The organism is Pauljensenia sp. UMB10120, from assembly GCF_030212035.1.
GTDB lineage: Bacteria > Actinomycetota > Actinomycetes > Actinomycetales > Actinomycetaceae > Pauljensenia > Pauljensenia radingae_A.
Genome location: NZ_JASODH010000001.1, coordinates 43,493 through 58,093 on the forward strand (window position 1 = coordinate 43,493; position 14,601 = coordinate 58,093).

The following is a 14,601-nucleotide window of genomic DNA, read 5'->3' on the forward strand; positions in this document are numbered from 1 at the left end:
AGGCGGGGAAGGGAGGTCCACTGTGGGCCAGTCATATCCACAATCAACCGAGCGAGATGCCCGGGGCAAAGAAGTCCTGGGAGGTGATGACATCGCTCGTTCCCTGACCCGAATCGCCTACGAGATCATCGAACGCAACAAGGGTGCACGTGGCCTTGTCATTGCGGGAATTCCTACACGCGGTGAATACCTCGCCCGCCGCCTCATTGAACGGATCAAGGAAGTCTCTGGCGAGCAAGCCGATCTGGCGATCATTGACACCACCATGTTCCGCGATGACCTCCATCGTCATCCCATCCGCACACCCCACCCGAGCAGTATCCCTGCCGGCGGGATCGATGCGCGCGTGGTTGTCCTCGTCGATGACGTGCTGTATACCGGACGCACGATCAAAGCGGCGCTGGATGCCCTTGGATCACTGGGACGTGCAGATTCTGTACAACTGGCCATCCTCGTCGATCGCGGACACCGTGAGCTGCCAATCCGCCCCGACTTTGTCGGCAAGAACCTGCCGACCTCGCGTGAGGAAACAGTCAAGATTCTCCTGACTGAAGCCGATGGGAAAGACGCCGTCATTCTGGGAGGACACAACTGATGACTTTCTCGCACCTGCTCAGTATTCGCGACCTGACCCGCGAAGATGCCATCGACATCCTCGACACTGCCGAAGCAATGGCGGCCACGCAGTCCCAGCGAGTCAAGAAATTGCCGACACTGTTGGGACGCACCGTCGTTGACCTGTTCTTCGAAGACTCCACGCGCACACGCTGGTCGTTTGAGACGGCTGCGAAACGCCTGTCCGCCGATGTCATCACCTTCCAGTCCAAAGGATCATCGGTCGCCAAAGGTGAAACCCTCAAAGATACGGCCTTGACGCTGCAGGCAATGGGCGCAGATGCCGTCGTGATCCGGCACCCCTCATCGGGCGCAGCTCACCGCCTCGCTCACGCGGGCTGGATCGACCTGCCCGTCATCAACGCAGGCGATGGCACTCACCAGCATCCCACCCAGGCGCTGCTCGATGCGATGACGCTGCGTCGCCACTTCAAGCGTGACGTGAGCGACCCGTCCGTCAACCCTGTTCCTGCGGGCACGGATCTGGCGGGCGCACGCGTGACAATCGTGGGCGATGTTCTGCATTCGCGTGTGGCGCGTTCCAACGTTGACCTGCTGAGCCTGCTGGGTGCGCACGTGACCCTGGTGGCACCGCCCACATTGCTGCCGATGGGTGTGGAGCAGTGGGCCTGCGACATTGACTACGATCTTGATCATGCGATCGACGAGGCTCCCGATGCGCTCATGATGTTGCGCGTCCAGCGTGAACGCATGAGCGGTGCCGGTGGAGGATTCTTCCCGTCACCGGGTGAATATCACGATGCCTACGGCCTGGACGTGCACCGCTATGCGCGTCTGAGCGACCACTGCATCATCATGCACCCCGGCCCCATGAACCGCGGCCTCGAAATCTGCGCAGAAGCGGCCGATTCGCCGCGATCCGTTGTTGTTGAACAAGTTGCCAATGGCGTGAGCGTCCGTATGGCGGCTCTGTACATGCTGCTTGCCCCGGAAGGAACCCACCGTGACTGATCACCCCACTCAACTGCTCATCACCGGACTCAACATCGAAGGAGACGGTCAGACCGACCTGCTCATCGAAGACGGAGTCATCATTGCCGAGGGCGACCAGGCTCGCGTCGATGGCGCCCATGCACACACGCTGGATGCAGACGGGCTCATTGCACTGCCCGGACTGGTAGACCTCCACACGCACCTGCGTCAGCCAGGCAAACAAGACGCCGAAACCGTCGAATCAGCCTCCCGCGCTGCGGCGGCAGGCGGCTTCACCTGCGTGCACGCCATGGCGAACACGTTACCCGTAGCCGACACAGCATCGGCAGTTGAACAGATCTGGTGGATGGGCCAGGAAATCGGATTGACCGAGGTACGCCCCGTCGGCGCCGTCACGAAAGGTCTTGAAGGCAAACACATGGCCGCACTGGGCGCGATGGCGAACTCGCGCGCTCAGGCTCGTGTCTTTTCAGATGACGGCAAGTGCGTGTCGGACCCGGTGCTCATGCGCCGCGCTCTCGAATACGTCAAGTCCTTTGGGGGAGTAGTCGCCCAGCACGCGCAGGATCCTGGACTGACCGAGGGCTCCCAGATGAATGAGTCAGAACTGTCCGGTGAGCTGGGCATGACCGGCTGGCCTGCAGTGGCAGAAGAGTCCGTGATTGCGCGCGATATTCTGCTGGCTCAGCACGTGGGATCTCGCCTGCATGTGTGTCACGTGTCGACCAAAGGATCGGTGGAACTGATCCGCTGGGGTAAGCGCATGGGTGTCAATGTGACAGCCGAAGCGACCCCGCACCACCTGTTCCTGACGGAGGACCTGGCTGCCACCTACGATCCGATCTATAAAGTCAACCCGCCGCTGCGCTCACGAGAAGATGTGGACGCGGTGCGTGAAGGCCTGGCCGACGGCACGATTGACATCGTCGCAACGGATCATGCGCCGCACAACATGGAAGAAAAAGACTGCGAATGGCAAGCCGGCGCATTCGGCATGCTTGGACTGGAAACGGCGCTGCCCATCATTATCGAAACGATGGTGAAGCCCGGACTGATGGACTGGCACGACGTGGCCCGCGTCCTGTCACGCACCCCGGCGCGCATCGGCTTGGTTGACCATCAGGGGCTGTCTCTCACCGTGGGTAACCCCGCGAATATTACGCTGGTCGATCCGACCGTGCGTGTGCGCGTCAACCGCTCTGACTTGCATTCACGCTCCGTCAACACGCCGTATGACGGAATGGATGTCACAGGTCGGATCATTCATACGATCTTCAACGGGAAGGTCACCGTCCGTGATGGTGCTTTGGCGGCAGAAGGGACCGCACAATGACCACACACGATGATCTGGCCTTGCTCGTCCTCGAAGATGGGCGCATTTTCCGTGGACGTGCGTGGGGAGCGCGTGGCCGCACATTGGGTGAAGTCGTCTTCGCCACGTCAATGACGGGGTACCAGGAAACATTGACGGATCCGTCCTATCATCAGCAGATTGTCGTCATGACCAGCCCACATATCGGCAATACCGGCGTCAATTCGGAGGACTCCGAATCCTCACAGATCTGGGTCGCCGGATTCGTGGTGCGTGACCCGGCCCGTCGCGCGTCCAACTGGCGTGCCTCAGGAGAGTTGGAAGAAGAACTGATCCGCCAGGACATCGTCGGAATCGCAGATGTCGACACGCGAGCCATTACACGCCACATCCGCTCTCACGGTGCGATGCGCGGGGGGATCTTCTCCGGCACCGCGCTGCCTGCAGGTGCCGAGTACATGAGCGAGTATGTGTGTGAGTCACTGGTACGCATCGTGCAGGACCAGCCTCACATGGCCGGTTCATCGCTTTCACAGGCGGTGTCAACGTCGCACACGTACGTGGTGCCGGCAGCAGAAGACGGAGCCGACAATCACAAACGCGTCGTGGCAGTGGATCTGGGCATCAAATCACGTACACCCGAGCAGCTCGCGGCACGGGGTGTTGACGTCTACGTCGTGCCCCAGGACATCACCGCCGGTGAGATCCTCGAACTCGAACCTGACGGCGTATTCTTCTCCAACGGTCCGGGTGACCCCTCAACCGCCGAGCACCAGATTGGTGTGCTCCGCGCCATCTTGGACCAGGGGATTCCCTTCTTTGGCATCTGCTTTGGCCATCAGCTTTTCGGCCGAGCTCTGGGATTTGGCACTTACAAGCTGGAATTTGGTCACCGGGGGGTCAACCAGCCAGTGCGCGATGAGCGCAGCGGACGAGTGGAGATTACCTCCCACAACCACGGTTTCGCCGTGGACGTGCCAGTCGGTGAGCCGGTAGTTGCTCCCTTCGACAAGGGACGGTACGGACGAGTTGAGGTCAGCCACATTGACCTCAATGATCGAGTGGTGGAAGGCTTACGCGCCCTCGACATTCCAGCATTCTCCGTCCAGTTCCACCCCGAGGCGGCGGCCGGTCCCCACGATGGGGAACACCTCTTCGACCAGTTTCTTTCCATGCTGAGCCACGATAAGGAGGATGCTTCCGATGCCTCAGCGCACTGATCTGAAATCCGTCCTCGTCATTGGTTCAGGCCCGATCGTCATCGGTCAGGCATGCGAATTTGACTACTCCGGGACGCAGGCCTGCCGTGTCCTGAAAGAAGAGGGCCTGCGGGTCATTCTCGTTAACTCGAACCCCGCAACCATCATGACCGATCCGGCGATGGCGGATGCGACATATGTGGAACCGTTGACCTGCGAAGTGGTCACCTCCATCATTGAAAAGGAACGACCCGATGCGTTACTGCCCACCCTGGGTGGCCAGACCGCCCTCAACCTCGCCGTTGAACTGGCAGAAAGAGGCGTACTCGAGCATTACGGCGTTGAACTGATCGGCGCCTCCATCGAGGCGATCCAGGCTGGTGAAAACCGTGAGACGTTCAAGGAAATCGTGGCGCGCTGCGGAGCTGAAGTTGCACGCTCATCCATTGCGCACACGCTGGAAGATTGCCATGCTGCTGCCGAAGAGCTCGGCTATCCGCTGGTAGTGCGTCCCTCGTTCACCATGGGCGGTCTGGGTTCGGGTATTGCGTTCACACCCGACGACCTTGACCGCATCGCTGGCGCAGGCCTCGAAGCGTCCATGACCACCGAAGTTCTGCTGGAAGAGTCCATCCTGGGATGGAAAGAATACGAGCTGGAACTGATGCGCGACGCCGCCGATAACGTGGTGGTTGTCTGTTCGATTGAAAATGTTGACCCTGTGGGCGTGCATACCGGCGATTCGATCACGGTTGCTCCGGCTCTGACCCTGACCGACCGTGAACTCCAGCGGCTGCGCGATATTGCGATCGCCGTGATCCGTGAAGTCGGCGTGGATACGGGTGGCTGCAACATTCAGTTCGCTGTGCACCCGCAGAGCGGGCGCATCATCGTCATCGAGATGAATCCGCGCGTCTCACGCTCTTCAGCTCTGGCCTCCAAGGCAACCGGTTTCCCGATCGCGAAGATCGCGGCACGTTTGGCCACTGGCTTCACCCTCGATGAGATTCGCAACGACATTACAGGCTCCACGCCGGCCTCGTTTGAACCGACGTTGGACTACGTGGTGGTGAAGGTTCCACGATTCACTTTCGAGAAGTTCCCTGAAGCCGATGAGACGCTGACGACATCCATGAAGGCCGTGGGCGAAGCAATGGCGATTGGGCGCAACTTCACCGAAGCCCTCAATAAGGCGCTACGGTCCCTCGACAAGACGGGCGTGCAGTTCCACTGGGACGGCGCCGATCCGACACCGGCGGATGTCGAGGACCTGCTCACCCGCATCGCCACCCCGACCGAACACCGATTCGTTCAGGTCCAACAAGCTCTGCGCGGGGGTGCAACCCTGGAACAGGTATGCGAAGCAACCGGCATTGACCCGTGGTTCATCGACCAGATCATGCTGATCAACGAGGTCGCCCGCAGCGTCAGGAACGCGCCGGCGCTGACTCCGGACGTGCTCACCGCGGCCAAGCGGCACGGCTTTTCGGATCGACAGATCGCGGTATTGCGTAGCCTGACCGAAGATACTGTGCGCCAGGTTCGCCACGCCTTCAACATCCACCCGGTGTTCAAGACAGTCGACACGTGCGCAGCCGAATTCGCGGCACGCACCCCGTACCATTACTCCTCTTACGATGAGGAAACGGAAGTTACTCCACGCAGTCGCGAAGCAGTGATGATTCTGGGTGCTGGGCCGAACCGAATTGGTCAGGGTCTTGAGTTCGATTACTCGTGTGTGCACGCAGCATTCGCACTGCAGGATACCTACGACACGATTATGGTCAACTGCAACCCAGAGACTGTGTCGACCGATTATGACATCTCAGATCGTCTCTATTTCGAGCCGCTGACCCTGGAAGACGTCATTGAAATCTACCGGGCAGAATGCGAGGCTGGTCCCGTTAAGGGTGTGTTGGTCCAGCTGGGTGGACAAACGCCACTGTCACTGGCCTCCGACTTGGAAGCGGCAGGTGTGCCGATTCTGGGAACTACGCCCTCGTCGATTGCGCTGGCGGAGGATCGCGAAGCCTTTGGTCATATTCTCAGCGAGGTGGAGCTGCCCGCACCTGCCCACGATATTGCGCACACGCCGGCGCAGGCTTTGGGTGTGGCGCAGGCGGTTGGATACCCGGTCCTGGTGCGCCCCTCGTTCGTGCTTGGCGGGCGCGGAATGGCGGTCATTAACGATGCGGACGCCCTGCGCGCCTACCTCGACCGCCCCGACATTGACGAGCTGTTCACCTCAGGTCCGCTCCTGATCGATCGGTTCCTTGACGACGCCATTGAAATTGACGTTGATGCGCTCTACGACGGCACCGAGTTGTTCATGGGCGCAGTGATGGAACACATCGAGGAAGCGGGCGTCCACTCGGGCGATTCGGCGTGTGTGCTGCCACCCATGTCACTGTCGGAGCGGGAAGTTGCCCGCATTACAGCTTCGACGGAAGCACTCGCCAGCCAGATCGGAGTGCGCGGCCTGATCAACGTCCAGTTCGCGCTCATGTCGAACGTTCTGTACGTGATCGAGGCCAACCCGCGTGCCTCGCGTACGGTGCCGTTTGCATCGAAGGCGACAGGCGTTCCGCTGGCGCAGGCGGCAGCCCGCATCCAGGTCGGCGCATCGATCCGGCAGCTCGTCGACGAGGGTGTCCTGCCCGCTGTTGACTCTCGGATCATCAATATGAATGCTCCCATTGCCGTGAAGGAAGCGGTATTGCCGTTCTCACGATTCCGCCGCGCTGACGGCGGGGTAGTGGACACAATTCTGGGTCCGGAGATGCGGTCGACCGGTGAAGTGATGGGAATTGACTGGCGTTTCCCGGCAGCCTACGCCAAGTCTCAGACTGGCGCGTACGGCGAGTTGCCAACGGATGGCACAGTGTTTATTTCGGTTGCTGACGGTGATAAGCGTGCCATGATTCTGCCGGTCGTGCGTCTGGCTGAATTGGGTTTCCACATCTTGGCAACGGAAGGCACTGCCTCAGTTCTGAGTCGCAACGGCGTGGATGCGCACATTGTGCGCAAGGGGTCTGACGGTCCTGGCCCCGACGGGGAACCGACCATTATTGACCTGATTCGTGACGGGTTTGTCGACATGGTGGTGAACACGCCCCAGCGTTCGGCGCATCGCCAGGATGGCTTCATGATTCGAGCAGGGGCAACCGCAAACAACCGCACGATCATCACGACGCTGCAGGCATTCAGTGCCGCTGTTCAGGCAATCGACGTGCGCTTGGGTGGCACATATGACGTGTGTTCACTTCAGCGATGGGATGAGTTGCGTGCGCATGGAAACGAGAGCGGTGAAGACAAATGAGCACACCAGGTTTTGGTGATCGTCTGTGGGATCTGATGCGCCAGCGAGGCCCGCTGTGTGTGGGCATTGATCCCCATCCGGCGCTGCTTGATCAGTGGGGGCTGGAACGCAGCGCGCAGGGTGTGCGCGAATTTTCGATGCGGGTTGTTGATGCCCTGGGCGATCATGTTGCTGCCTTTAAACCCCAAAGTGCACTGTTCGAGCAGTACGGCTCTGCCGGCGTAGCTGTCCTGGAAGAAGTGATCGCCCGCTGCGGCGACACGGATGCGGTATGCATTGTGGATGCGAAGCGTGGTGACATCGGATCCACGATGGATGCGTATGCGGCAGCATATCTGGGGGAGGGGTCACCGCTTGCCGGCGATGCACTGACCGTCAGTCCGTATCTGGGTGTCGGAGCGCTGGCACCTGCCTACGAGCAGGCACAACAATCCGGACATGGTGTGTTCACACTGGCCCTGACATCGAATCCCGATGGTCACGGCATTCAGCATGCGACGGTGGACAATGCTCACAGCGTTGCAGGGCTTATCATCAGCGAGGTCAACACCCTCAACACGAAATGTGATTTCCAACACATTGGTCCGTTTGGTTTGGTGATTGGAGCAACGATTCAGTCGGCGTTAACCGACCTGCACATCAACATTGAGGATTTCACAGGTCCAATCCTGTCTCCAGGAGTTGGCGCGCAGGGTGCCGGATCGGAACAGGTCAGAGATGTTTTTGGACGTGCTGTCGATCGAGTGCTGGCGTCTTCGTCCAGGCAGATCTTACGCTGCGGTCCGGAAAAAGACCGTTTGGTTGGTGCCGTGAAGGAGGTGTGTGACTCTTTGAGGTTCCAGTGACACGGAGTTGATGACACGCCTCGAATTCCCTCGTAAGTGGCGCTTTGGGGCCATACTTAGAGTGTGAGTAACACATGTCACAATTAAGGGAGGTGAGCGGCGTGGCACTACCTAAACTCACTCCGGAACAGCGATCAGCTGCACTGGAGAAAGCCACGCAGGCGAGGCGCAGGCGTGCTGAAATTAAAACTGCGCTGAAGTCTCGATCCATGACATTGAGTGAAGTTTTTGACTTGGCTGAGTCTGATGAGGCAGTCGCAAAGATGAAGGTGACGTCCCTACTGGAGTCTCTTCCGCGCGTCGGAACCAATACCGCTGCAAAGTTGATGGCAGACATCGGTATTGCGCCCACGCGACGTGTGCGAGGTCTCGGACCTGTTCAACGGGAAGAATTACTCAAGAAATTCGGATGACGTGGCAAGATGGGGCTCATGAAACTTCATGAGCCCCATCTTACTGTTCTGGTTGGGCCGACGGCGGTCGGTAAGGGAACCGTTGTGCACGCCCTCCTGAGCCGCCATCCCGAGATCGCACTGTCCGTATCAGCCACCACCCGTGCACCGCGCCCAGGTGAAATCAATGGCACGCACTACTTCTTTGTGAGCGACGACGAATTCGATCGCCTGGTCAATGACGGACAGATGCTCGAATGGGCATTGGTACACGGCGCACATCGATATGGCACTCCTCGCAAGCCGGTTGAACAATGGCTGTCAGAAGGAAAGAGCGTTCTGCTCGAAATTGACGTGGCAGGCGCACGACAGGTTCGTGCTTCCATGCCTCAAGCGCATTTCATCTTCCTGGCGCCTCCCTCGTGGGATGAACTGAAACGACGCCTCACTGAACGCGGCACCGAAACGCTCGAGGAGCAGGAGCGGCGCCTGACCACCGCGCGAGCCGAACTTGACGCAGCTCACGAATTCGACGCAATTGTGATCAATGACGACCTTGACCAGGCCGTGACGGACCTAGCCGTCTTGATGGGGCTGGAGTAGACTGGACAAGCTAATTAGCCAGATTTACATGAGAAGAGGTCCCATGTCCGGAATTGTTGCCCAGCCTGAAGGCATCACCAACCCGCCGATCGACGACCTTCTGAACCGCGTCGACTCCAAGTATGCGCTGGTGGTCTTCGCGGCAAAGCGCGCCCGGCAGATCAACACCTACCAGCTCCAACTCGAGCAGAACATGGTGCAGTTCGTCGGACCCGTAGTGGAAAGTGACCCCGACGATAAACCGCTGTCAATCGCACTACGCGAAATCAACGAAGGCAAGCTGACGCTCGAATCTGCGCCTGAGGCCTGACCATGAAGCCACTGGTCGTCGTCGGAGTTGGCGGCGGCATTGCTGCGTACAAGGTGACCCGCGTAGTACGCGAACTCCAGCACCACGATTATGCAGTGAGAGTCATCCCCACTCAGGCTGCCACCCACTTTGTCGGTGATACCACGTGGCATGCGCTCAGTGGGCAGGCCGTCACAACCAGCGTATTTGACGGTGGAGCAACCGAGCACGTCGAGATTGCCCGCCACGCGCAGGCCATTGTGATTGCACCTGCCACGGCAGATCTCATTGCACGCCTGGCAGCGGGCATGGCAAACGATCTGCTCACCACCGTTGTGCTGGCTGCGCATCGCGATACGCCTGTCATTCTGGCACCCGCCATGCACAGTGCGATGTGGACTAACGCCGCAACTCAGGACAACATCCAGACACTGCGCACGCGTGGCATGATCATTATCGAACCGGATGACGGTCCGCTGAGCTCAGGAGACAGCGGCACAGGCCGTCTGCCTGATCCGCTCATCATCACGGAACGCGTCCTTGAAGCTCTCGAGCCGCACGAGGGGGACCTTGCCGGACGCAGCGTCCTCATTACGGCTGGCGGTACCCAGGAACCGATCGATCCCGTCCGTTTTATTGGCAATCGCTCATCCGGCCGGCAAGGATGCGCATTGGCAGCTGAAGCGCGTCGACGCGGGGCAGACGTGACCCTGGTTGCCGCCAACATCGACGATCACCTGATTCCGCACGGAATTACCGTCATCCCGGCCCCGACAGCCGCTGAGATGTATCAGGCAGTCACTGACCGCATCGCGACAACGGACATTGCGATCATGGCAGCTGCGGTGGCAGATTTCAGACCCATCCACGTTGCCGACGACAAGATCAAGAAAGATCCGTCGACTCAGGATGCGCCTGCCATCGAGCTTGAACGCACCACCGACATTCTGGCGTCGGTTGCCCACTTGCCCCAGCGTCCACCGGTGCTTGTCGGCTTTGCCGCCGAAACCGGCTCGCCTCAGGTTGTGCTCGAGCGTGGTGCCGACAAAGCTCGGCGAAAGGCAGCCGACCTGCTGGCTATTAACGCCGTAGGGAACGGACAGGGATTCGGTGACGTGGAATCTCAGGTCGTGCTGGTTGATCGCGAGGGACAGCCCGTGAAAACAGTCAGCGGATCGAAGGTAACAATTGCGGCCGGCATCATCGATGAGGTCGCACAGAGGATAGGTAAGATAACCCGGTGACATCGCTTCGACTTTTTACTTCGGAATCAGTAACTGAAGGTCATCCAGACAAAGTCTGTGACCGCATCGCGGATTCAATCCTTGATGCATTGCTCGAACAAGACCCACATGCACGTGCCGCGATCGAGGTTTTCGCCACCACTGGCCAGGTGCATGTCATGGGTGAAGTAACCACGGACCGCGCCTACGTGGAAATTCCGCAGATCGTTCGCGAGGAAATCTGCCGCATCGGATACACCTCGTCGCGAATTGGATTCGACGGCGCCTCTTGCGGTGTCTCCGTGTCGATCGGCCAACAAAGCCCGGACATTGCCGGGGGAGTGGAACGTTCCCTTGAAGCACGTGAAGGGGCTGATACAGCTGACCCGCGCGAACTTCAGGGCGCCGGCGACCAAGGCCTCATGTTCGGATATGCATCCGATGAGACACCGGATCTGATGCCTGCCCCGATCTGGACGGCACACAAGCTGTCTCATCGCCTCGCACAGGTTCGACACGACGGCACCATCGACGGTCTGCGCCCTGATGGCAAGACGCAGGTGACCTTCGGATATGACGAGAACCACACGCCCGTCAGTATCGAGACGATCGTTGTGTCCACCCAGCACGACGAGGCACTCACATTGGCAGACCTGACTCGGCAAGTGCGCCGCCATGTCATCGAACCAGTGCTGGACGAATCAGGTCTCAACGTGTCCTGGAAAGACGCCGAAATCCTCGTGAATCCATCGGGACGGTTCGTGTACGGCGGACCAGCTGCCGACGCAGGCCTGACCGGACGCAAGATCATCGTCGATACTTACGGCGGAATGGCGCGGCACGGAGGTGGCGCGTTCTCAGGTAAGGATCCATCGAAAGTTGACCGCTCAGCTTCCTACACGCTGCGCTGGATTGCCAAGCACATCGTTGCAACAGGCATCGCGAAACGCTGCGAAGTTCAGGTGGCTTACGCCATCGGCCGAGCACACCCGGTAGGTCTGTACGTCGACACCTTCGATACGGGGCAGGTAGACGATGCGACCATCGCGCGCGCAATCACCGACGTGTTCGACCTGCGCCCAGCAGGTATGATCGAGGACCTCGCTCTCTTGCGCCCGATCTACAAGGAGACCTCAGCGTACGGCCACTTCGGCCGACCGGGATTCCCGTGGGAAGACGTGACCCGCATAGAGGATCTGCGCGCAGCACTGAAAGGCTAAGACTATGGCGGACCGGGACGATTTCGATCTCGACCATGCTCCCTCGCGCGCGTGGATGATGCGAAGCGTCGTAGTGCTGGCCATTATGTCGGCTCTAGTCCTGATCGCCTCATTCGTCCTGTCCGTGGAAGCCTGGATCCTTGCAGGTGACCAGAACAGCCGCTTCGGATGCGATGTCAGCGATGCACTGTCATGCTCGGCAGTCGCATTGACACCGCAGGCCCGCGTCCTGGGATTCCCCAACGCATTTTTCGGAATCGCCTTTGGCGCAGCGGTGTTCACTATTGCATGCGCCCTTCTCACCGGCTCGCGCCTGTCACGTCTGTTCCTCATCGGCGCGGAAGTCCTCGCCGCCGGCGGTCTGGCCAGCGCACTATGGCTGTTTTACCAGTCCTACGTTGTCATCCAGGTATTGTGCCCGTGGTGCCTGGTGGTGTTCGTGTCATCACTGCTGATCTTCGCCACCATGACGCGTATCTGCCTGGTCCGCGAAACGCTGCCCTCAAGTGCCAGCATTCGCTCCCTCATAGCCTCGGGCACGGACTGGTGGATCACGAGCGGTATCCTTGTCATCATCGCCGCACTGATCGTCCTTAAGTACGGCCCGGAGCTCATTGCGTGAGACGCAATGGAGTCATACCTGCCGGGCTTCGAACCACCGCCACGTGAGGATTCCCGTGACCCACTGACTGTCGCGCACGTTCTGGTCGACGTCGACTTGGCGCACCTCGATCATCCGCTTGACTACGCCGTCCCACCCGAACTTGACTCTGCAGTAACTGTCGGTTGCACCGTGCGCGTTGCATTGGCCGGTACACGCCAACGAGGGTGGGTTGTGGGTCGGGAGACCGTACCGCACCACCGCGCCCTGTCACCCATCCAGTCCGTTGTTTCACGCACTCCGGTGCTCAACGAATCCACGCTGACACTGGCGCGCTACATTGCGCATAAACATCTGGCGACCACCTCACAGGTGCTCTCACTGGCGATCCCGGCGCGGCATGCACGCAGTGAAAAAGACGTTCTCGCTGCACACCGAGACTGCGCGGTGCCCTCGCCAATCTCAATGGACACGGAATTCCTGTCGTGGTACGAGGGGGACCCGACTGCGCCAGGGCGGATCGTCTGGCAGGTCGTGCCCCATGACTGGATACGCCAGCTGGCAACCGTTGTGGCAATCCGCTCGGTGCGCGCCCCTGTCATCGTGGTGGCCGCCACGCGTGAACAGGTGGATCGAATCGCTGCGCAGATCGCCCTGATCGTCGGTACCGACTGTGTCGAGACGGTCGGGTCGGATGATTCGGCAGCTCATCGATTTGCCGTTCATCTGCGCGCACTAGCCGGAGAACTGACCATCCTGGTGGGAACACGATCAGCTGTGTGGACACCAGTGAAGGATCTGGGAGCAATCATCGTGTGGGATGACGGTGATGACCGTTTAACCGAGGAGCGGTCTCCACGCACAAGCGCGCTCGATGTTGCGATCGCGCGTGCCCACCTGGAAGGGGTCGACCTGCTCAGCGCAAGCCTGGCACGGTCGGTGAAATCGCATATGCTGGTCAATTCCTCATGGGCAGTGCCGCTCACACCGCTGCGCCACGCGCTGCGCGAACATGCGCCGCGCGTACGTGTCCTCGATGACTTTGACGCGGCCAGGGAAGGCCCATCGGCAGGTAATATTCCGACCAGCGTGCAGCGCTTTATCCGGGAAAGTGCGCAGAGCGGGCATGTCCTGATTCAGGTGCCACGACGCGGCTATGTGCCGGTTATTGCTTGCGCACAGTGTCATCGGACGGCGCGATGTCAAAGATGCCACGGCCCATTGGCGATGCGAGGCGATCGCCAGATTGTGTGCCAATGGTGTCAGTGGGATGCGTCGGCGTTCACGTGCCCGCATTGCGCAGCGCACGCGGTGCGCGCACGCCAAATCGGCTCTGAACGCACGGCAGAGGAACTGGCTCGAGCTTTACCGGGATTGCCACTGGTGGTCTCTTCTGCAGACCATCGGATCGACACACTGCGTCCGACGGATTCACGAATCGTGGTGGCAACACCCGGCGCAGAACCTACCCTCGATGGCGGCTATGAGGCAGCCGTTATCCTCGATGCCGATACAACAGCCGCACGCCCTGAACTGTGGGCATACGAGGAAGCCATGCGCCGCTGGTTCGGAGCATTGTCACGTGTAGCGCCCGCACACCCTGCCATCGTTGTCGGTCTGTCAGATCCGACACTGGGTCAGGCCCTCGTGCGGTGGGATCCGGTCAGAGTTGCTGCCGATCAGCTGGCAGAACGTCGTTCTGTAGGATTCTTCCCCTTTACGACAATCGTTGCCCTCGACGGGCCTGCACCTGACGTTCACGCGATTGTGGCAAGTCTTTCAGATGCGGAGCTGCTCGGCACAGTTCCGATCGAACAGGCGCCCACACGCCGTGCAGCTGATAGTGCCCAGCTCTCCCTCGCCATGCCGGAACATGAGCCCGACCAGCACATCCGCACTCTTGTCCGCACGCCGATTTCGCATACAAATACGCTGCTTGACCAGCTGACACAGGTGCGGCAGCACCGCTCAGCCCACAAGCTGGCACCTGTGAGAATGGAAGTCAATCCTCCCGAGTTGTTCTGACACC

The 14,601-nt window shown here is 59.9% G+C and carries 13 protein-coding genes; all 13 read left to right on the plus strand.

What is annotated here, in order from left to right:
- The first annotated feature begins 22 nt into the window (after positions 1 to 22).
- The 13 genes from pyrR to QP093_RS00250 all read left to right on the plus strand — a co-directional run bounded on the left by pyrR (position 23) and on the right by QP093_RS00250 (position 14,597).
- Complete coding sequence (gene pyrR / locus QP093_RS00190) at positions 23 to 595, plus strand: bifunctional pyr operon transcriptional regulator/uracil phosphoribosyltransferase PyrR (RefSeq protein WP_285014024.1); 573 nt, start codon at positions 23 to 25, stop codon at positions 593 to 595.
- Positions 595 to 1,587, plus strand: coding sequence for an aspartate carbamoyltransferase catalytic subunit (locus QP093_RS00195; protein WP_058236793.1), 993 nt, complete (start codon positions 595 to 597; stop codon positions 1,585 to 1,587). The genes pyrR and QP093_RS00195 overlap by 1 nt, the downstream gene beginning before the upstream one ends.
- Positions 1,580 to 2,902, plus strand: a complete 1,323-nt coding sequence (locus tag QP093_RS00200) for a dihydroorotase (protein WP_285014025.1) — start codon at positions 1,580 to 1,582, stop codon at positions 2,900 to 2,902. Before QP093_RS00195 ends, QP093_RS00200 begins: the two co-directional genes overlap by 8 nt.
- Complete coding sequence (carA, locus tag QP093_RS00205; protein ID WP_070727314.1) at positions 2,899 to 4,101, plus strand: glutamine-hydrolyzing carbamoyl-phosphate synthase small subunit; 1,203 nt, start codon at positions 2,899 to 2,901, stop codon at positions 4,099 to 4,101. The genes QP093_RS00200 and carA overlap by 4 nt, the downstream gene beginning before the upstream one ends.
- On the plus strand, positions 4,085 to 7,399 hold the full coding sequence (carB, locus tag QP093_RS00210) for a carbamoyl-phosphate synthase large subunit (RefSeq protein WP_285014026.1): 3,315 nt from the start codon (positions 4,085 to 4,087) through the stop codon (positions 7,397 to 7,399). The genes carA and carB overlap by 17 nt, the downstream gene beginning before the upstream one ends.
- The gene (gene pyrF / locus QP093_RS00215; protein WP_285014027.1) at positions 7,396 to 8,244 is read left to right on the plus strand and encodes an orotidine-5'-phosphate decarboxylase; all 849 of its coding nucleotides are present in this window, start codon (positions 7,396 to 7,398) and stop codon (positions 8,242 to 8,244) included. The genes carB and pyrF overlap by 4 nt, the downstream gene beginning before the upstream one ends.
- Positions 8,245 to 8,345: 101 nt before the next feature.
- The gene (mihF, locus tag QP093_RS00220) at positions 8,346 to 8,657 is read left to right on the plus strand and encodes an integration host factor, actinobacterial type (RefSeq protein ID WP_058236788.1); all 312 of its coding nucleotides are present in this window, start codon (positions 8,346 to 8,348) and stop codon (positions 8,655 to 8,657) included.
- A gap of 9 nt (positions 8,658 to 8,666) precedes the next feature.
- Positions 8,667 to 9,239, plus strand: a complete 573-nt coding sequence (gmk, locus tag QP093_RS00225) for a guanylate kinase (protein WP_480295302.1) — start codon at positions 8,667 to 8,669, stop codon at positions 9,237 to 9,239.
- 43 nt (positions 9,240 to 9,282) lie between these two features.
- On the plus strand, positions 9,283 to 9,549 hold the full coding sequence (gene rpoZ / locus QP093_RS00230) for a DNA-directed RNA polymerase subunit omega (RefSeq protein ID WP_285014029.1): 267 nt from the start codon (positions 9,283 to 9,285) through the stop codon (positions 9,547 to 9,549).
- A gap of 2 nt (positions 9,550 to 9,551) precedes the next feature.
- The gene (gene coaBC / locus QP093_RS00235; protein ID WP_285014030.1) at positions 9,552 to 10,772 is read left to right on the plus strand and encodes a bifunctional phosphopantothenoylcysteine decarboxylase/phosphopantothenate--cysteine ligase CoaBC; all 1,221 of its coding nucleotides are present in this window, start codon (positions 9,552 to 9,554) and stop codon (positions 10,770 to 10,772) included.
- Positions 10,769 to 11,971 (plus strand): methionine adenosyltransferase, encoded by a 1,203-nt coding sequence (gene metK / locus QP093_RS00240; RefSeq protein WP_285014031.1) that lies wholly within the window; start codon positions 10,769 to 10,771, stop codon positions 11,969 to 11,971. The genes coaBC and metK overlap by 4 nt, the downstream gene beginning before the upstream one ends.
- A gap of 4 nt (positions 11,972 to 11,975) precedes the next feature.
- Positions 11,976 to 12,593: a vitamin K epoxide reductase family protein gene (locus QP093_RS00245; RefSeq protein WP_285014032.1), complete on the plus strand. Its 618-nt coding sequence runs from the start codon at positions 11,976 to 11,978 to the stop codon at positions 12,591 to 12,593.
- A gap of 6 nt (positions 12,594 to 12,599) precedes the next feature.
- A complete protein-coding gene (locus QP093_RS00250; RefSeq protein WP_285014033.1) occupies positions 12,600 to 14,597 on the plus strand; it encodes a primosomal protein N' family DNA-binding protein in 1,998 nt (665 codons plus the stop codon).
- The last annotated feature ends 4 nt before the right edge of the window (positions 14,598 to 14,601 follow it).